Origin of the sequence: Paenibacillus sp. FSL H3-0469, from assembly GCF_038051945.1 — a bacterium.
GTDB lineage: Bacteria > Bacillota > Bacilli > Paenibacillales > Paenibacillaceae > Paenibacillus_AQ.
On record NZ_CP150302.1, the window covers coordinates 7,182,281 to 7,204,631 of the forward strand.

A 22,351-nucleotide genomic window follows, 5' to 3' on the forward strand; every position below is an offset into this window, starting at 1 on the left:
GTTTGTTTAGAGCGGCCTGATAGAATAAATGCAGATATGAAAAAATAGGTAGTTTATAACTAGTATTTTTTGTCCACGGGAGGGCAGGGCGAAAGGAGAATGCGGAAGCATAGGGAGTGAATCTTAGACTACAGCGAAGCTTGCTGCATGCCGGACAGGAAATGATGAACGAATAAGGGGGAGCACCAATTGTTAATGAGCAGGAGATTGAAGAGATATACCTCGCTAAGTTTAATTCTTAGTATGTTGCTATCGTTAATACCCAGTTCCTTTAGCGGCCTGGCAGAGGCAGCGGGGAATGATTATGAGGTTACGTTCAAGAGTGGAGCCCATGTAGGAAATCTGTCCTACCCCGCAGATAATACGTTTATTAACTTTTACAATAATCAGGTGGAAGGCTTCAAGCAGACAGAGACAAGTGCAAATGCCCAATATGATTGGGCCAAGGGTGATATTTTTGCTGGTGTCAATGATAAAAAGACCACGGTTCGATTCCAGGTTAAGGTAGCAGACAATCCGATTCTAAAAAATATGGCTGAGAGCGGGCATGCCGAGATGCTTACAGGGTTTGCCGTGCTACGGCGTCACTCCGGCTTCATATGGACACGCCATTCTGAAATTACAGTAAACATTGACGGAAAAGATATTATTAATGAACGAACCGGCAGCAGCCAGCGGTATAACAAATCTGCCAAGGCCATCATCAAACCTGATTCTGTTATTAACATTAGGGTCTGGGGCGAAGGCGATGACGACGGTGAAGCAGCCGGTGTACGCGGATTCTACCTCAAGTTCCAGGACCTCAAGCGTCCGGTGATTGATAACTATACCTTTACCGGCAATGGTGCAGAACGGCTCAATGAGAATATTAACCAGAAAGAGCTGTATGTCAAAAGAGACGAGAACATCACGCTCAGCTACAACTTCAGCGAGCCGGTCAGACCGAGCACGGTGGTGGAGGCAAATTCTGATTATTTCCTGCGGCATAAGCTGTTCATTAATGATCCGGATACTGGATTGCCAGCGGCCGGACAGCAGCAGTATCTGCAGAATATATCTTTTAATGCAAAGACTCTTAATTCCTACCAGAAAAAAATTGCCTACAGATATACGGGAGTTCCTTTCCATAACAGCAGCAATCTTCCGCTGAGACCGTTAATTACCGGGGGAACCACCGGCGGTGCGCAGATGGATCTGTCGCTGGAGAATAAATTGAAAGAAGCCGTGCTCAGTGATGCAGCGGGCAATAAAGCGGTTTTCAATCTCAACGCTGTGCCAAGCAGCGGCAGCAATTCCTGGGTGGAGCGCAAAGCCGGGAACCCGTTTGACTTCGACCGGGGCGGATACCGCGTCATTGTCGATGCTGTGCGTCCGAAGTATTCCAAGACCGCGAACGGCATTCAGCCGGAGATTCTGACCGGGGTTACGCTCAACAAGGGAGATGTCATTGACTTCACCCTGCAGATGACCGAAGAGGCGATTGCCAAAACCGGCTGGGATGAGAAGAAAACCTTCATCCTCTTCAATAACGGAATGAAAGCCTATTATGTTATAGGCAGGAATACAAAAAATTGGACCTTCCGCATGACCGTGCCTGACGGCAAAACGGTGGAAACCCCATTGCTTAAGGCCGTAGCCATATCTAATGATGCCAAGGGCGGCAGCGAGCCGATCCAGATGGATACCGATGTCATTCAGGATTACGCAGGCAACCTGATGATTCAGCCTGCTAACTTCGATGGAGTACACGAAGAAAAAATTAATCCTTACGGCAGTGACTTTTCACTCGCCAACTCCAAGATTGACTGGGCGAACCTGTTCATCGACAACACAGAGCCGGTGATCGGGTACCGGTTCGAGACAGGCGGAGCAACCGATACAACCTATGCCAAAAAAGGAAAAGTTACGATTGACGCCAACGATCCTTCCATTAAAGTACCGCATCTTGATCCTACTGTAGCTGACCGTGGAACAGAGCGGCCGAGCCGCGGGATCTACCGCCCTTCCAATATGAGTGCGGAAGCCTCACCTTCGGTAGGTCTGGTGTACTACTGGTGGAGCCAGGATAAGGCTGATCCGTTCGCCGGTGTAGCCGGAGACCATTACGCAGCCCTTAAGCGTTATGCACTCTCCGCCAAGCAGCCGTCGGATGAGCTGTATCCCGGAGAATTCGAGAATATAGAGCTGTCGGTAGTGAATAACAAGACGAACCTGCTTGCTCCTCCGGCGGAAGCCTTCGAGGAAGGGAACAGCGGCGAGTGGTATCTGCACACCTGGACTGCCGATATGTCTTGGGATTCTGCCAGAGAATTGATGCAGCATAAGAAGAAAGACATTTACAAGAATACCCATCAGGCGCAGTATGACGCTTGGATAGAAGAAGCACCGGGTTCCAAGGCAGATAAAATCTTCTATGCCGATAATCAGGCGCTCGCGGCTGTTGGACAATACGGTGATCTGAGTGTCTGGCCGCTTGAAGATTTCAAGAATGACGATTCCAACTGGACGCATGAAGTAGGTGTGCTGAAGCTGGATAACCAGGGACCTGCCATTACCTTGGCCGGAGAGGATACCGCTACGGTACAGGCTCTGGTGAATGACCCTCATAGTGGAGTCAGCAGCGTGCAGTACCAATGGGTGAAGGACGGGGATTTCCCGGCCAGCGGGAAGTGGGCGGATGCGCCATATACCGGTTCGACCGTAACCCGGTCTACCTATGAGGATATTGATGAGGACGGCTCGTACTGGCTCTATCTGAAGGCACTGGATAAAGCGGGCAATGAGACGATCAAGACACCGCAGGAAAGAGCGGTGGTTGTAAGTTCTGAGGCGGCTATTCCGACAGAGTTCACACCGGAAGCCAATCCTAACTATGTGAAAAGTCATGATGTTACGTTCCGGATCAGCGGTGTGCATCCGGATTATGTGGGCTATGCCATCAGCGACAGCTCTCTTCGTCCAGATAATGATAGTAAATTTACCGGACTGGAGGTCTCCAAGTCATCCGGCATGTCCCCACTGTCTGAGAAAAGCTTAATTGAAGACGGATCGGAACCGGAAGCGTCTGGTGCTCCTACAGAGCCAAGTCCTCCGGCCACACCGGAAGTTACAGCAAGCATCGGGCCGGTGGCCCTTATGAAATTCCTGTCCTCCGGGCCAGAAGCGCCTTCACTGACGCCGCTTGAACCGGAAGAGACACCGGCACCGGATAACAGTGCTGAGCCTTCAGTGACACCAGAAGTCAGCCCCGATGCCAAGCTGGCAGCCAAGGGCCTTGGCGCTTCTGTAAGTGAAGCCACTTACAGCTATGACATTCCTGCTGCTAAAACAGTATTGAACGGAACGCAATACATTCATCTGATGGTGAAGCACAGCGACAAAACGTACTACTATTCGAAGGCTTATTATTTTGACAATGAAGCACCGGTAGTGTATTTCAGCCCTGATAGTGTTGCATACCCGCTGCCGCTGCAGAAGACGAAGATTAGTGTGTCAGAGTTCTACAGCAAAACAGGACTGGTCAGCAAGTATCAATGGGTCAGACAAGATGCAGGTGCAAAAGTGCCTGACGAGTCTTCCACAGAATGGAAAGACGTCCCGGCAGGCGGCTCGGTATCCATTGACGACAACTCGCTGAAATCGGGAGAAATCTCTGAGTTCCGCTTATATGTACTCGCGGTTGACGGAGCTGGCAACAGCACGATCAAGGCAAGTGCAGGAACCTTCAAGGTCTCGGCAACGACCAAGCCGGATGCGCCGGTGTCGGATGCCAAGTCTTCTCTAATCTATCTGTCCGGTGATACAGTGGACGGCTACACGGCCATTGTGAAGCTTAGCCTCGAAACAGAGGACAAGACCGGTTATGAATATTCAGTGTCACCGGATAACGGTGTGAGCTGGCTGAACTGGAAGCCTTACACCAACTTCGTAGCCGTGAAGGTTCCGACGAGTAAGCCTGAGGAGGTTCAGGTATGGGTCAAGTACAGAACGCCTGGCGGTCTCATCAGCAAAGCGGCCAAGCTTGATATCGATGGAGCGTCCACCAGCCTGCAGCCGGTCTATGCGCTTGCTTCACTCAGCGTGAACAGCCCAGTCAATGCCAAGGTGGGTGCAGACATTGAGATCACGGTCCCGCCGGGTATCCGCGTCATGCCATCGAAGATTAATCCCTCGGTACCTGTGCGGACAGGGAATTCATTCAAGATCTATGAGAATGGCTACTACAGCTTCGATCTGACCGATCTTAGTGATCCGGACCGGACAGATATTCTGTATCTGGTCGTGAAGAATATTGACGGTACTGCTCCCGAAGGGACCATTGAATATTCATACATGGAGAGCACGAACGGTAATGTGGTTGCCCTTCTTCAGAGCACCTCTGAGCCGGTGACGGTTGTGAACAATGGCGGCAAGACGGCCTACACCTTCACGGAGAATGGCGAATTCGAATTTGAAATTAAGGATGCAGCCGGAAATATCAATAAGGTTAAAGCTACGGTTGCGAACATTAACAAGGAAGTGCCAAGGGTAAAAGTAGTCCGTTCCTACCAATATGGCGAGAATGGAAGCCAAACCTTCGGCACCCTGAAGGATAACAGCGGCAATGTGCTTTTCTCTACCGGGGTTACGGTTACGGTAGAAAAAGCAGATGCTTCGGCTAAAGCGTTCAACATTATCAGTGCCGATAAGAGCATTACACTCATGGAGAATGGAACGGCTTCATTCACTGTGACGGATGTGTACGGCAATACAACAGTTATTAAAGAGAAGGTAACCAATATCCTCTCTGCGCCGCCGGTACCGGACAAAGTGTCCTATACCTTTGTAGATGCCGAAGGCAAAGCGGTTCCGGCCGATCAGATTGTGACCATCAGCGGACAGAAAGTTGCCAAAGGCAAATTGAAGGTTACGCTTAGCGGCACAGTTGCTGCCCCTAACCACATGTTCTCAGGCGTAAGACCTATTTCAGACGGAGCCGCCTATACGAACCAGATCAGTAAAGCGGATGGAACGTACAGCTACTCGCGTGCTTTTGAGAGCAGCGGTTCAGCGGTCATTGCCATCTCAGATCTGCTGGGCAATGTGAACAAGGTTCCGGTAACCATTGCCGGACTTGATAACACGGCACCTGAGCTGACACTGAACAAGGAAACCGTAGGGATTGTCCAGAACAAGAAGGACTTTAACTTCCGCACCGATCTCGGGGGCTTCACCGTTTCCGATAATGTGTCGGCTGAAGCTAACGTGAAAGTATCGGTCAGCGGACTGGATCTGAGCAAGCTTGGACGTCAGCGCGTTACGTATACAGCGGTTGACCAGGTAGGCAATAAGACGGTGGTCTATCAGGATGTGGTAGTCGTGAAGGACGGCGGATTGCTGGTGTTCGGTAACGATACCTTAATCTCGGCTTCATCCGGCGAATCCGCATTGTTCAATACCAACACCATTACCTTCAAGGTATCCGGCTTCAACCTGATGAAGGTAGGCGGAGTAGACAAGGTCAATCAGGCAGGAACGTTCGACATTCTGTATTACCCTGGTCTGTACCGCGAAGGACAGCTGAAGCTGGTGAAGCAGAAGCTGACTTATGCTGAGCTGGTGAGCAGTAATTTCAAGGTCACCTTCCCGAAAACAGGCTGGTACACCATTGTGGTGAGAACCCAGGAGCGGGACCGCGAATTTGCTACCTTCTTTGTCGGCAATCTGAAATAGTTGAAACAAGAACAGGGGGAATACTTGGTGAAGTTGTTGAAACGCACAGTAGCGGTAATGCTCACCTTAATTATGGTATTTCTGTCCACCTCCGAGAGCTTCCATGCTCTCGTTGAGGCGGCCAGCAGTACCAAGACAACCATGATCCAGAATGAGTTTATTAAGGTCACTGTGGATAACGAAACAGGCCGCTACGGTATTCGCACTGTAGAGGGTCAACCGATCCGCAAGAACGACAATAATGTTAATCTGCTGTTCCAGGGGGATGACCCGGAGACGTCGTTCACGACGTTCCGGATCGACGGAACGGATTATATTTACGGCAATAAATACAAGTTCGACAGCAGCCATTATTCAGAGACTACTGCACCTAAAGTGGTGGAGAATTCTAACGGCACCAAGCAGCTGGAGATGATCTGGAAGATGAAGGGCGTAGAGATCAAACAGATTCTGATGCTCTACACCGACAGTAAGGATGCCGTGAATTCAGGTAATGTCAATATCCGCTATGAAGTGAATAACAAGAGCGGGGCGCAGGTGCAGATCGGCAGCCGGATTCTGCTGGATACGATGGTCGGCGGTAACGACGGACCACAGTTCCAGATTGGCACAGCCTACAAGTCACCGCTGCAGGTAGAGCGGAAGCTGGTGCATAATCCGGAGGACGATCCGGGCATTCCTTTTGAGGATAGAGCTTACTTCAAGATTCCTGCTTATTGGGTCATGCGCGACAAGCTGGATCTGACGAATCCTCAGGCAACCAATGTGGTAGCCTATGGTTTTAATAACTTTGCTGAACAGAATATTAATATTGTGGATGAGATGATCGTCGGGCACTGGAATGGCCTGGCGAATACGAAATGGGATTATAAAATACATCCCAACCTCGACTTCACCAGAGATACCAATGATTTCGGTACGGCGGATTCCGCCGTTGCCTTCTATTGGAACCCGGAGAAGCTGGCTCCTGGAGGCTTCCAGAGCTTCGAGACTGTATATGGGCTCGGTGAACTTACTGCACCGGATAAAGTGTTCTCGATCCGCTATGTGGATCAGGTTCAGCAGTTAGCCACGGCTCCGCTGGAGCCAGGCGAGTCGGTGGCATCGAAGTATGAGGACAACGGAGTCTTCACGATTACAGCCGAAGTAGAGAACCTGCAGGCCTACAATATGGAGCACTCCAAGATTGAAGTGGAGATGACACTGGAGAGTGGCCTCAGCTTCGTCAGGCAGGATGAGCTGGGCCAGGATGTTAAGGATGCCAGTGGCAATCCGGTCCTGGAGAATTCCCGCAGCAAAATGCTGGAGTTCAAAAAATCAGCCACACCTGATGAAGCGGCGATGGGCATTGAGCCGAAGTACAAGCCGGGTGACGCGATTACCGCGACCTTCCGTGTTCAAGCCAAAGGCAGACCTTGGCCGGTTACCCGGGAGTATATGATCTCCGCGAGAAGCCCGGAAACACAAGGCAAAATCGAAGGTGTCAAGGATGAGGGCATCAAAGCCCAGTATGAATCGACCCGCACCAACTTCATTCTCCTGCCTCCGGTGGGGGAAGCAACAGCTACGTATTCCTATGCACTCGCTCCAGCAGAGCTGTATAGCACAGATGTGAAATATCTGACGGTCAATCTGTCGAATATTGAAGCTTACAATACGGGCAATGCAACGACTGCTCCGAACTTTGACCTGTACCTCAAGAATAAGGCAGACGGTAACCGGTACAAAGTCAATGTTCAGGATGCAGTAGTGATGCAGCCGACCGATGACGGATTCTCCGGCGCCATGCGGATTACATACCGCGGCGGTGACCAGGTGGATTCAGGCGGCAATGTGCTGGAAGCCGGGCTTGGACCGGAATTGCCGCTCGGTGAATACCAGGTGGAGATTGATTACAAAGGCGATGCCGGCGGGGATGAGGAAGTCGCGGCTCTCTATGATATGACGACTCCGCAATCCTTCCTGGTCACCGATAATAATGACACGCGTATCCGTGAAGCCGGAGTAATGGCGGTATACAAGGAAGCTGTGGATATCAGCGGCCTTGCGAACGGTGCTTCTGTAAAGGATGAGCTGGTGGATCAGCTGAACTCTCTGTTCCCGAACAAGCCTTTCAAGGACGGTTCGTTCCTGTACAAGGCTGTTACCGAATATAAGAAAACCAAGGCATTGTTCGGCGCAGCGAGCAAAGCAGTTGATCCGAAATTCGATATCAGCGAATTCATGGATGATGAAGCGCTGAAGGAGACTCCAATGTATGCTTACAAGCTGTTTGCAACAGAAGAGGACTTTGAGGAATTCAAGGAAGAAGCGGAAGCCAAGGACCCGGAATTCGACCGTGAGATTCTGGTTACTGTCCGCGGTATGATCAAGCAGGTGGGCACAGGTGACGAAGAGCAGGTCATCGTGGATACCAAGACAGAACCGGCAATTATTAATGATGCTGTAGCTTATAAAGGTAAGGACCTGTCTTTTGTACGCGGTAAGCTGGATATCTTCGGAAACACCCTTCCTGGCGATCTGCCTTTCCTGGATACCCTGTTCATTAAGGGTGAAGGAACGCTGAGCGTAGCGAGCAGCGGGTTTGTGTTCCATAAGGGCGAATGGACGCTCGACTTCTTCAACGGCTTCAACAAGTCGCTTGGAGAAGAGGACTTCGATCCTAAGGAGAAGGAAGACGATGATGATAAAGGCAAAGATGATGATAAAAAGGAAGAGAAAGGCAATGACGGCAATCCGGAAGACGACAGCCAGAACGGCAGTCTGAAATGGGCCGTCGGCGGCGTGGGCGACAGATTGAATCCGCTGCGCCAGGTTATGATTGAGGATGTGTACTTCAACAAGCAGTCTCTGTTCGGAGCACCAAGCTTCTCCATTGACGGCTTTGGCTTCTCCTTCAATGACTTTATTCTTAGAGAGAATGGGATTTCCTTCGGCGGCTCGTTGTCCCTGAAGATCATTAACTCCGAGATCAAGAATGTCATTTTCAACAGTGCCGGCTTCTATGGCATCGATGCCTCTCTGGGCTTCGATCTCAATCAGGAGATGGGCTTGTTCGGACCGGATAAGAAGAAGGACGCGGACAAGAAAAAAGGTCCGGATGCTCCAAGCGGCAAGGTTACAATCAAGCACGCTGTGCAGGGCGGAGGCGTAGGCAATGAATACGGCCTTGAGTTCGCCGCACAGCTGAAGAATATGATGGGTGTAGAAATTGAATTCTCGCTCAAGAAGGTAAAAGACGGCCGGATTCTTCCGGATGTCATCGCCTTCGGGGCAGAGCTTCCGCAGCCGGGTATTCTGGTCACGGGTGCAACGTACCTGACAGCAATACGGGGTGCTGTACGTGAACTGGCGGACACTATTGCCGGCGGCACGGCAGAAGATCCGTTCCCGCTGACGATTCAAGCAGGTGTGGGCATGCGGTTCGGGATCGCTCCGGCGTATTTCTTCGGGGATGTAGATCTTACGGTGAAGCGTACCGGGCTTAAGGTGGAAGGCAGGCTGGATTTCGCTGCCAAAGCCGATGCGGAGAAAGATGACCGGCTTCCGATGCTGACCAAAGCGCTGCTCGAAGCACAATGGGTAACCCCATGGTTCGTGCGCGTGGAAGCAGAGATGGATATCGGCGGCTGGGATATCATCATCGGGAAGGCGGGTATCTTCGTCGGACAGAATCTGGAGAAGAACCGCACGGATTTTGAAGGCTATATCAGCTCCAAGGTGCAGATTCCGAACGATGTGCCGGTTGTCGGCGGCATGCCGCTGTCCAGTATGTTCCTTGGCGTCAACAATGACAAGGTCTGGGGCAGCATCGGTATTCTGTTAATCTCCTTAGGCATCACCTATTACTGGAGTGGAGGCATCGAATTCGGCACTTCGACCGATCAGCTGCCGGAAGGCATGATCCATCTGGTGGTGGATGATCCTGAGCTTGGACCGCGCCTGATGGTGATTGGTGCAGGGGTGCAGACGCTGGCCACATCCAAGGTAGCTACCGAGGATGAGAATCAGGAAATTATCTACCGTGAGGTAGAAGAGGGCGTCAAATATGTAGAGAACGGATCCATCAATGTCGGCGTAGGCGGCATTACGGTCAAGAACGGCGGCAGAATCCATGAGATTCCAATGGACGGCGTAGCCGGCAATGCCATCATTGAGATGGAGTACAGCAGCAAGGACATGCCGGAATTCAAGCTGCAGGATGCATCAGGTAAACTTTATCCGGTGAAATTCGATAACACGAACACTGATCCTACGGCAAATGCTTTTACACAATATATTCCTGCAAGCTATAAAACGGACAATGGTTCCAAACTCAGCAGTGAAGTGGACATTCGCAGAGCATATATCATTATTCCTGAGAATGAAGCCACAAAGGGCGGCACTTGGAAGCTGACAGCCGTCTCGGCTGTTGATACCAAGCTGCTCAACGTTCCTACTCTGCCAACTCTGGGTGAAGTCAACCTGGCGAAGGACAGCTCGAATGCGAATATGTTCACAGCCTCCTGGAAAGTGGCTAACGCAGCTGAAGGCGATACAGTCAATCTGTATCTGGCTGAGGATGCGGTGACGAACCGCAAGGAAATGCTGAATGGTCAAGAGATTCTGCAGACGGGTGATCCGGGTATGCTGATCGCCAAGGATGTACCGGTCGCCTCTGGCGGCTCGGTTAGCGGTGGAATCACAAGCGGCAGCAAAGTGATCGATGTCACCAATGTAACACTGATGGGCAATCCCGAGGATATCCGCGGGCTGCTCAGACAAGGCAACTACTACCTGCGTGCCGAACTGAAATCCAGCTCGAACTTCGGGACGAAGACTTCTCCGCAGCGTTTTGAGATCATTGATCCGCTGGCACCGCAGAGTGTCAGTGATGTCATTGTTGAGCCTGCCGGCAACGGATTGTTCTCACTCTCCTTCAAGCCGGGAGCGAAGAAATCGGGACACAGCGGCTACGAGCACAGCTACGTGGTCGATGCGAAACTGGATGCTGAAGGCAAAGTGAGTGAATATGCTCCGTTTGGAGAGCTTTTGTATACCGAACAGGAGCTTAAGCCTTACTGGAATGCATCCACAGGCAAATACGAAGGTCTGTTGATCGGCGGCTGGAAGGCTGTCTCTACAACAGATGAAGTCTACAAGGGCAGCCTTGAAGGCTCAGTGATTGATTTGAGCAAGGTGAAATACGTCGGCTTGCAGGTGGATAAGAAGTACGTCATCGGCGTTACTTCCGCAACGGTTCCAACCGAGGATGCCGACAAGCATCAGAACTATCATTATGCCGAGCGGCGGGACAGCAGCAGCACCTTGCTGCCGACTCCGAAACTGCCGGATCTGACGGTATTGAGTTCATCGGGGACGGTAGATGCCTCCTCCGGGAACTACGTGAACCTGTTAACGAATGAAACGAAGCAGAAGCTGACGCTCTCTTCCAAACAGTCCAATGTGACGGTGGAAGCCTTCTATGCTGACAAATCTATCGCTACATTGGCCTTGACGAACAAGGCTGGCGGCGGAAGCGAAGGCATACTGAATCTCGACCAGTTCCAGACGGACGGGCCGTATGCGATTGAACTCAGGGCCAGAAATACGGCAACTAAGGATATTTCAGTAACCATGCTGTATCTGACGGTAGATACAATCGCACCGGTGCTGTATCTCACAGAGCCGGTAACGGGTGAACGGACGGCGAATGGTGAGATTCGTGTAGCAGGAACTACGACTACAGGAACCAAGCTGAGCGCAGTGTATACTGTGAGCCAGTTACAGCCGGACGGGAAATCCAAGGATGTTGAGATTTCTGCTCCGCTTACCGTGGACTCGTTAAACGGTGATTTCAACGGAACTGTGAAGATTAACTCGGCTGACCCTTCCGTAGCCCTCAGCATTGTGGCTAAGGACGAAGCGGGCAATCAGAACACAGCGGTTGTGGATATTACGAATGCCGGCTTCAAAGTACCGGTTGCTCTTGTTCTCAAGAGATCGGCTAAGAATCTTGAGCCAGGAGATATGGACAAGATCCAGGCTTATCTCAAGGTCTCGGATGGCAAGGATGACAATGGCAAGCCGAAATTCAAGGAAGAGCCGGTAACCGGTAAGGATCTGGATAACCTGACTTATCAAGTTGCTGTAGGTGATGCGGTATCCCTGTCAGCCAAAGGCAATGTCACGGCACTTACTACCGGCTCCAGTCTGATTGAGGCAGAGTATAAGGTGTCCGAGGGTGTAACGCTTAAGGGCATGCTTGCGGCAACCGTAGCTGTTCCGGATTCGAATGAATTGGGTACTGTGCAAGCCGTATCCTCTCCAATCAGCGGAGACAGCAACCACACGAAGATCACAGTGACTGCCGCCGGAGATATGACTGGACAGCAGATCGCTTACAAGGTCTTCTCGTCAAGTCCTGAAGTACTGAAGTATAAAGATAATGTAAGCTCATGGAGTCTGCTTCCGCTCGATGGTATCGTATCCGCTCATCCGGGTGCTACCATTGTGCTGGCTAAGCGTACCTCAGTGGACAAGCTGGTTAAAGCTTCCGGCACTGTAGCAGCATCGGTCTGGACCAGCAGCGGTTCAGGCGGTGGTGGTGGCGCTGGCGGTGGCGGCGGAGGTGCCGTACCGGGAGTTGTTGAAGAACAAGCACCGGAACAGGCAGCCCAGATTACCGTCAACGGCCAGGCCGTAACAGCGGAGTGGGATGGACTTACAGCTATCGTCCGGATTACGGATAAAGAAGCTGTAGCAGGCAGTGACCTCACAGTAAGCTCCACCGATCCGAATGCCAAAGCATTCAGTATCCGTGTAGACCAGAGTGTGGTTCAGCAGCAGCTGACTGCGAAGAAGAAGATTGTGATTGAAGTTCCTATGGGCCAACTGGTCATTGCTCCTGAGAATCTTGCAGGTGTAACCGCCGGACTTACTATCGGCATTGGCGGTAATAGCACGGCTGACCAGCAGGCGATGAAGGCTATTGCCGATCAGCAAGGCTTCACGCTGATGGCGGCAGGCCAAGGTGTAACGGTGAACGTTAATCTGCCGAAGAGCAGCTGGACACCGGCGCTTGCAGCCAAGATCGCGATACCTGCGCCGCTTGCGGCCAAGGAAATTACGGCTATGGTGCTTAAGGATAAAGACGGCAACTGGACAACGGTACCGTGGAAGCTGGACGCAAGCGGCACCGCCGTGAATGTACAGCTGACCGGCGAAGGCAGCCTTTTCTTCATCCGCAACCAGAAGGCCTTCAAGGACATGCCTTCAGGCTGGGGTAAGGAAGGTATCGTTGCTGCTTCTTCCAAGCTGTTCGTGCTAGGGAAATCTGCGGAACTGTTCGATCCGGCAGGCAAAGTGACCCGGGCAGAATATCCAACCATTCTGCTGCGCGTTGCAGGTCTCATGAACAAGCAGGCAGCTTCGGCAGGCTTCAGTGATGTCAGCGCCAGCAGCTGGTATAACCGCAGCGTCTCCATTGCCACAGAACTGGGTATTGTTACCGGACTTGAAGGCGGCAAATATGCGCCTAAGGATACGCTGACAAGAGTTGAAGCAATGACGATGCTCGGCAGATTGCTGAATCAGGTCAATCCGGGCAGTGAACTCAGCGAGGCCGAAGTCACTTCGATCCTCAGCGGCTTCACTGACAAGGGCAAGGTTCCGGCATGGGCAAGACAAGCCGTGGCAATGAGCATTAAGAACGGCATTATTCTCGGGGAAGGCAACCAGGTGAACCCGTCAAGTCCGCTTACGCGTGAACAGGCGGCAGCCATTGCCATCCGGCTTGATCAGTTCATTACAGCCAAGCAATAACAAGGATGTGCCCGTTCGCTCGCAAGCGGGCGGGCACACTTCTCTGGGAAATCCTTAAGTCACAATACTATTCAGGTGGTGTCAATATGGCTTTGAAGCGAAAATCATGGATAGGTTATCTAATAGCACTGGCGGTAGTTGTCGTTGCCGCAGTTGCCGGAGGCATCATGGCCAAGGCTGATCCGCAGACCTGGGACAGCGCGGCTAGGACCGAGTGGTACGTGCCAACGAATGATACCTTCAAAATAAAGACTGCTGCAGAGCTGGCAGGTGTAGCCAAGCTCGTCAATGAAGGTACCGTAAACGGTCTAAGCGGTAAAATTATGGAGATTACCGACAACCTGGATCTCTCCGCTTACCAGTGGGTGCCAATCGGTACAGCCGAGCATCCTTTCCGGGGAACATTAATCACGGAAGGCGGATTAATCAAGAAGATTAACGGTTTGAATGTAGTTTCGAACCGTTCTTACCAAGGCTTGGTAGGGAACATGGTAGGCGGTACAGTAGGCGGCCTGATTTTTGAATCAGGCACCATCTCTGTGACCGGAGTAACCTATGATGTCTATGCCGGCTCTGCCGTAGGTAAAATGAGCGGCAGCAGCATTGTGTTTGACATAACCAACCAGATCAATATCACCACGGACGCTTCTCCGTACCACTCCTACGCGGGCGGTATTGTCGGGATGGGCGAAGGGATGATCTCGAACTCTGTCAATAACGCAGCGGTGTCAGCGTTTGGTTCAGCCGATGTTGGCGGAATGTTGGGCTATGGCGATTCCAGAGGCATTATCATCAAAAAAGTGGTCAATAATGGATCGGTTCTTGCCCAAGGGACGGATAGCTCCGTGCTTACCGCAGGCGGGATTGCAGGTCATACCACAGGACCGCTTAGTCTAAATGACGAAGATACGCCAATCATTAATACGGCTCCTGTCACCATTGATGGCGGAAGTCAGGTTGCGGCAGGCGGGATTGTCGGTAAAGTAGACAACACCGTCGTGTTCTCCAACATGACTACCAATAACGGTGCAATTACCGTTAATGCAGCAGCGGCGGTGAACTCGGCGGCCGGTGCGCTGGTTGGCGCGACAGGCACAGTAGCCAGCCGTGAGGTTTCCATTACGTTTGTGAACACAGCGCCGGTTACCAATAACGGCGGCAAGAACGTATATACGGGAGGGTTTGCCGGATATACCGGAAGCACATTCACTTGGACGCATCCTTATGTGAATACACAGGAGATTACAGCATCAGGCTCAGAGAATGTAGCTACCGGCGGATTCGTCGGATATGCCGCAGGCGGGCTGGTGACCAGCAATGCTACGGCTGGAGTATTCCAGAATAGCAAGCTGATCTCAGTTAACGGCGTCACAGGAGTCTACACCGGCGGGATTGCCGGTTATGATGCAGGCGGGAACATCACCCAGACCTCTTCCACAGGCGAACTGAAGGTTAAAGGTACTACGGATGTATATACCGGCGGTACCGTCGGTTACGAAATCGGCGGAACCATTGCATCGGCAGTAACCGGCAAGACTACAGCGGGTCATCTGAATATCACTTCCGATGGTACCATCGGCGGAATCGCCGGTTATCTGGAAGGAACCGTGACTAATTCTTCTATTAAATATGCAACGCTTCAAGTGACTTCGGCTGGCGGCGTTGTCGGCGGGATTGCCGGTAATGCACAGGGAACGGTAAGCGGAGTTACTGCCGGGGATGCTGCTTCGGCAGGCTACAGCACCTTGGTGCTCCAGGCTGCGGTAGCGGGGGCGGCAGACGGACAGTATAATGTCACGTTTGGCGGACTCGTAGGCGTGAATACCAAAGCTTTGACGCTGACCGGCGGCAAGGCTGCACGGATCAGCTTCCTGAATGAAGCCGGAACCAGCGTGTATACAATCGGCGGGGCAGCAGGCAAGCTGACGTCCGAGGCGGTAATCGGTACTGTAGCTGTGCCTGTAGATGTCCAGGATATCGTTACAGAGCTGAAGGCCGACAAGGTAAGCTTCGGCGGCGGCGCAGGGCATAACTCGGCTGCCCAGTTCAACGGGCACACGAATCGTATTGAGATTAAGGCTACAGGCGCTTCGGTAAAAGCCGGCGGTATGTTCGGCGAGAACCATTCGGCCGCAGCCACTCCTTACAATCATGCAGAGAATGTAGTTATCACTGCAAGTGGTGCGGATAACCAGCTTGGCGGGAATACCGGCTTCAATGCCGGACAGCTGGTTAACGCTACAGTGACTCAGTTGTCGATTGCAGCCAGCGGTGTCCGTGCGGAAGCGGGCGGAATCGCTGCACATTCGGAAGGGACAGAGACTCCTGCTGCACGTGCAGGAATTACTTCTGCTGTTCTGAATGTTCCCGGGTCTGACCCGATGATTACCCTGACAGCAACTGATGCTAAAGCGGGAGCGATCGTTGGAGCGGCTACAACGACAGATATTACAATGCCGGAAGTCAACGCTGAAGATGGCGCCTTGATGCTCATCCAGGCGCAAGCGGCGAAGCCGTCTGTCGGCGGCTTGGCAGGTACCCTTACGAACAGTAGCATCAGCAGTGACAGCAAAAAGGTCAATGTGGAGAATATGCTGATTCTGGCAGGGCCAGCGGCTGCAGATGCCTATATTGGCGGTATTGTAGGCTACAATGAGTCCTCCAGGCTGGAACGTCTGGCAGGATCAGCGGTGAGTCTGACCATTAACGCGCCGCGCGCTACTGCAGGCGGGGTGGCCGGATATAACCACGGCAGTGCTACAGGCATTATTGTAGACACATATATCAGCGGTCTGAATTTGAAGGCTAACAACGGAGCAGTGTCCTCTTATGTCGGAGGCATTGTGGGCCTCAATGCAGCCCAAAGTATTGATCCGGTGCTGAATTCTGTGACCTCAGTCAGCACGATTCAGAATACCCGTACACTGGGTACGGTCTCAGCTACCTCCGCAAATGCCATTGTGGGCGGTATGGCCGGCGAGAACCGTACGCTGATTGCCAATAACAGCATTACCGATAAAATTTCGGTGATCTCCAGAGGCAATTCCTCTATCATCGGCGGTCTGGCAGGTGTGAATACAGCATCAGGAACACTCTACTACACGTATTCCAATGCGAATCTGACGATTGAGGGTACAGGTACGCATGCCGGCGGCTTGGCAGGCAGCAATGCCGGTGCAGTCATTGGTTCTTATGTAGATATTGATGTTACTGGCAATGCCCAAGGAACATCAGGCGGTTCAGTTTACCTGGGCGGGCTGATCGGCAGAAATACAGCCGGTACAGTGGAGCAATCCTACTCCGTTTCCAAGGTTACGGCGAACAAAGTCTATACCATTGTCGGCGGTCTGATCGGCGAACTGTCCGGCGGAACGGTTAAGAATTCCTATGTGGCGAAAAGTGTTAACGCTGCGAACAACAATTCTTACGCAGGCGGCTTCGTTGGCCGAATTACTAACGGTAAAATAAGCAATGTTTACTCTGCGGCAGAGGTTAATGTAGCAGCTGATAAGACTGCTTATGCCGGCGGCTTCGCCGGACGTTACGATAATGCAAGTAAAGAACTGCTCTACAAGTCTTACTATATTAAAGACGAAGGACTGAATATCAACCGCGACCTGCCTGATTTCGCAGAGGGCAATCACCGCTGGCTGAATGTGCATGTCCGGCTGACCACGATTCTGTCGGAGACATTGAAGGACAGAACAGTATTCCCGGGCTTGTCGGGCTGGGACTTTGAGGGAGCCTGGAAATACGGCTCGCTGAGCGCAGCCTACCGTTATCCTGAAGTCAACCGCACTGCCAATACCGGTGGCGGAGACAACGGCAATAACGTAAATGCCAATATCAACTGGTACACGAAGGATAAGGATGCAATCGGCTTCGAGATCACCTCGGAGGCTGAGCTTGCCGGTCTGGCGGGAATTGTCAACGGCACCATTGCCGGTGTGGAGCAATTCGGCTTTAAGGACAGAACGGTGACCGTCATGAATCCGATTCATATCCAATCCAAGCAATGGGTGCCTATCGGCGATAAGGAAGCTAGTCCGTTTGAAGGAACGTTCGACGGGAAAAGCCTGCTAATTGACGGCCTGACCCTGCAGCCGGTATATACGCATTCCGGGCTGTTCGGAATCATTGGAGCGGATGCTACAGTGCAGAACATGAATCTTGAGCCGCTCACGGTTGCCGGCAACGGCTACACCGGTGTACTGGCCGGGACGAACCTGGGTACAGTCAAGAATGTGGACCTTAAGCTGCTTGACGGAGTGAAGGTCAGCGGCGGGGTTGTCGGCGGCATCATCGGCCAGAACTCAGGCAGTGTTGCCGGTCTGCAGCTTACGCTGGACGGCGGAAGCCGGATTGAGACAGTAGCTGAAGGCGGCATCGCCGGCGGTCTGATCGGAGACAACACAGCGGATATTACAGCTGACACTTATGTCATCCACGATAAGGACGGCAGCATCGGCAGCGCAGCTGACCATGCGGTTATCGGCGGAATTATCGGGGTTCAGAATGGAAATGTGACAGGTCTGACCCTTGAAGTGAATTCCAGATACCGGATTTCCTCCACGGGAATGGAAGCCACGGTTGGCGGACTGGTTGGACATTACCAGGGCGGTCAAGCTGAAGGGCTGACCGTGAGCTTTGCAGACGGTACGCTGGAAGCACGGGGCCTTGGCTCTATCCTTGGCGGTATGATCGGTCAATCCGATCAGGGGAACAGCATCCGCAATGTAACAGTAACCGGCTCCGGCAGCGGTGTGCAGCTGACAGCTAATGGTACGGCTGGCGGTGTTGTGGGCGCGAAGGAAGGCAGACTCGGCGGAATGCTGGCCCGTTCTGTGGATAACAGCAGCAGCTTCGATGTTGAACATGCAGCAGTGTCAGGCGTGAAGCTGGCTACGACCAGCGACAGCTTGAAGGCTGTGCTAGGCGGGATTGCCGGATCGGCTTCCCGGACGGCAATCAATGACGCCAAGTTCAAGGCTTCTTTGCAGGCCGCCGGTGAAGTGATCACTGCCGGAGGTATCGTGGGAGAGAGTGATAACTCCATCATCTACAACGCAGATTCGTCACCTGAGCTTCAAGCTGCGGCGAAGAGCGGTGAGGTCACTGTCGGCGGGATCGCCGGAACGATCTCAGCGGACAATATCAATCAAGGCTTTGATTTTGGCAAGGCATATCCGCTGTATAAGGGGATCTACATCGCTAAGGTTCATGATGGACAGATCACAGTCACCGGAACAGACTATCTTGCTGACCTCTATGCGGGCGGTCTGACAGGCAAGAATACGGATGCTTCCATCTATAGCTCCGAGGTTGCCTCCGGTCTGAAGGTAACCGGCGGCAATACTGTGAGTGCAGGCGGAGTTGCCGGGTACAGCAATGGTATCATTGTGGACACTATTGTCAGAAGCGGTGTGAACGCAGATAACAGCAGAGTGATCAATGCCGGCGGGCTTGTCGGCTGGGGAGACGGCGGCGAGATTCATTACAGTAAGGTAATCTCCGGCTCCGGCCAGTCTATCACTATCGGATTGGCGGTTACCCTGGGTGAATCGGTGCCGAATACACGCGTCGGCGGGGTCATCGGAATGGCCGATCATATCCTGATTACGAATAGCCATACGGATATTCCGGTAGTCATTACAGATACGAATCAGGATAATACGATGTATGCAGGCGGCTTCGCCGGACTGCTGGGTGAGAACGGCACGCTTGCCGGACAAATTCAGAAGTCTTATGCTACAGGCAAGCTGACTGTCAGCGGCAGATTAGGCTCTTATGTCGGCGGCTTCGCCGGATCTGTAGATCATTACTCGATCACAGATTCCTATGCCTCCGGTGACATCAGCAATACCGGCTTCGACACACGCAGCGGCGGTTTCGCAGCCTCCGTGGAGAGAAGCGGCAGCATCAGCAAGTCTTATGCTTTGCAGAGCAAGATTGCTACTGTCGGAGTGAAGTCCTCGACCCGTTCCTACAACGGCGGCTTCGCCGGATATAATGACGGTGCGCTTACTAGTGTGTACGCGAATGTGCCGCAGATTAACGTTGCGGTTGCGGGGGACAATGTCTCCAAGGGTGCACTGGTCGGCTATAACTTCCGGGACGGCAAAATTATTAGTTCATCCTACACAGGCACACTGTCCGCTGTAGGCCGCAACACAGGTGCAGCCGCAGCTGCCGTAAATACAGCAGCTGTTGATCCGCTGGCTTCAGGACTATGGAGTATCGATTATGACACTACCTTCCTGAATGACCTGACGGACGGTGCCATTACAGTGCAGACTCCGCTGCAGCTTGCAGGGGCAGTTATGTTCTATAACGAGACTGGACTGAATTATTACAAGCTGTTCAACAGAACGGCAGAGAACAAGCCGGAGCTGGCAACGATCCTGCTTGGGGCAGATATCGATCTTGCCGGACGCTACTGGACGGCATTCGACAGCTTCACGGGAGTGTTTAACGGCCAAGGCCATACGCTAAACGGACTTTCTCTGAAAGCCTCCGGCCAGCAGACAGCCGGATTTATCAAGGATAACCGTGGACAGCTCCTGAATGTGAACTTTACCGGAGCAGAGCTCTCCGGCGCAGTGAATACAGGTATTGCTGCCGGGATCAACCACACAGGTGCAGTTATCCAGAATGTGAAGGTCAGCGGTTCCGTGGCTGGCAGTGCTGCCGCAGGCGGGGCTATAGGCGTGAATCAGGGAACTCTGGAGAAGGTCACAAATGAAGGAGTGAAGCTTGCCGGAGCGGGCCGGATTGGCGGCATTGCCGGAAGCAACGCTGGTGTGATTCACCAAGCTGTATCGAAGGGTAGCATTGATGGTTCATCTGTACTGGCCGCAGGCGGAATTGCCGGTGAGAACAGTGCGGAAGGCTCCATCACTGAATCGCTTGTCTATGGCGATATCCGTGTAGCTTCGGCTCAGGCAATCGCTGGCGGGATCAGCGGCCTGAATGCTGGAGAGATCAAGAACAGCTATTCTGCCGCCACGGTTCTCGCCGAAGGCATGTCTACTGCTTGGGCTGGCGGAATTGCCGGTCTGGCAGAGAGCGGCTCCATTACTTCTTCCCTGAATACCGGAGAAGTAAAGGCTGGAGTGAAGGGCAAGATTCAACCGCTGCAGGCCTTCTTCGGAGGAATTGCCGGACAGAAGTCTGAGCATGCCACGATCAGCGGCTCCTTGTTCAACAGACAAATGCTGAAGAACAATATTGCCTATTACAATTTGGATGGTCAGGCAGTGGCCGGCAATAACAGCAGTGCCATGGGGCTGCCGGGTGCAGAGCTTACCACTGCGAATCTGCCCGCAGGCCTGGATGCCGGAGTCTGGACAGCCCAGAACACCTTCTATCCAGTGCTTGCAGCCTTTAACGGAACAGACGAAGGGACTCTGGCTTCAGCCGCTGTTATCCTGGACCCGCAGGATCTGATTAACCGCGTGGGTTCGGCATTCCACATGAGCAGCGGCGGAGCACTCTCCTGGAGCGCTGATCCGTCCAAGGCTGTAGTGAACGGTACAACCGGCAGCCTGATATCAGGCGGCAGTGCAGTGCTGAAGGCAACCGCTGGAGGACAGAGCAGAAGTATTGCTATTAATACAGCAGCTCTCCAGTATCCGAGCGCAGCAGTTGCGCCAACTGCAACTCCTGCAGATAAGAATTTCACCACTGAAGTGAAGGTGGAGCTGGCAACAGGTGAGCAGGGAGGAAGCATCTACTATACACTCGACGGTACGACACCTACAGAGTCTTCCCGGGTGTACAGCGGCCCCATCGCTCTGAACAGCACAACAACGGTTAAAGCCGTTACCATTACTTCCGGCAAAGAGTACAGCCCGGTTGCAGCCTGGACCTGGACGCTTGTAGTCCCTAATCCGAGCCCTAATCCAAACCCTGGTACCGGCAATGGAGGCGGTGGCCCTGGTCCGGCAGCTCCGCTTCCAAGCCCGACACCTGCACCGGCAGCTCCCGCGATTACTGCGGTTGCCGGAACATCAACAGTAACGGGTGACAGCGAAGCTCCAGTCAAGGTTGCTAAGAACAGCAAGCTTGCACTGACGGCTCCAGAAGGGCAGACGATCTATTACACAACGGACGGCAGCATTCCGACTACCAAGAGCACGAAATACACTGGTGAGCTGCTGATTACCAAGAGTATGACGATCAAAGCGATTACGGACAAAGATGATAAAGTTATTACCATTGAGTATGTGGTAGAGAATGCAAAGTACAGCTTGAAGAGTAACAGCGGCGAGATCAAGTATATGGCAGCCTATCCGAACGGCCTGTTCATGCCGAACGCTGCCATTACCCGGTATGAGCTGATTCAGTCCCTTGCACCGCTGCTTGATATGGAAGAAGTAAATGTAGGTAACCTGTTCAAGGATGTCAATGCCGAGAATGAAGGCTTGACCGGATTCTTCGCATCGGCCGGCATTATTGAAGGCTTCCCGGATGGCGGATTCGGCGGAACCAAGGGCTTGACCCGTGCGGAATTCTCCAAAATCATGACAACCGTGCTGAAGCTCGATGTAACTCAGAACGGCGTGACCAAGCAGAAGGATCTGCAGGGCCACTGGGCAGAGAAGTACGTGAATGCCCTGTCGCAGGCAGGATACGTTCAAGGCTTCCCTGACGGAACCTTCAAGCCGGGAACACCGGTTACCCGTGCGCAGGCCGTAGTGCTGATCAACCGGATTGCCGGCACGAAGAAGCTGACGGTAACCGCTGTACAGTTCAAGGATCTTCCGGCTACCCACTGGGCTTACAAAGACATCATGTCGGTTGTGAAATAACAGAAATTCATAAGTGAAGGAGCTCG

Annotated in this window: 3 protein-coding genes; all 3 read left to right on the forward strand. The window is 52.6% G+C overall.

Translation table 11 applies throughout. The features are described from left to right. Nucleotides 1-195: 195 nt before the first annotated feature. Nucleotides 196-5,712, forward strand: coding sequence for a hypothetical protein (locus NSS83_RS31165; RefSeq protein ID WP_341347220.1), 5,517 nt, complete (start codon nt 196-198; stop codon nt 5,710-5,712). Nucleotides 5,713-5,739: 27 nt separating this feature from the next. After that, nucleotides 5,740-13,515, forward strand: a complete 7,776-nt coding sequence (locus NSS83_RS31170; RefSeq protein WP_341347221.1) for an S-layer homology domain-containing protein — start codon at nt 5,740-5,742, stop codon at nt 13,513-13,515. 86 nt (nt 13,516-13,601) lie between these two features. Further along, on the forward strand, nt 13,602-22,325 hold the full coding sequence (locus tag NSS83_RS31175) for a chitobiase/beta-hexosaminidase C-terminal domain-containing protein (RefSeq protein WP_341347222.1): 8,724 nt from the start codon (nt 13,602-13,604) through the stop codon (nt 22,323-22,325). Nucleotides 22,326-22,351: the final 26 nt, after the last annotated feature.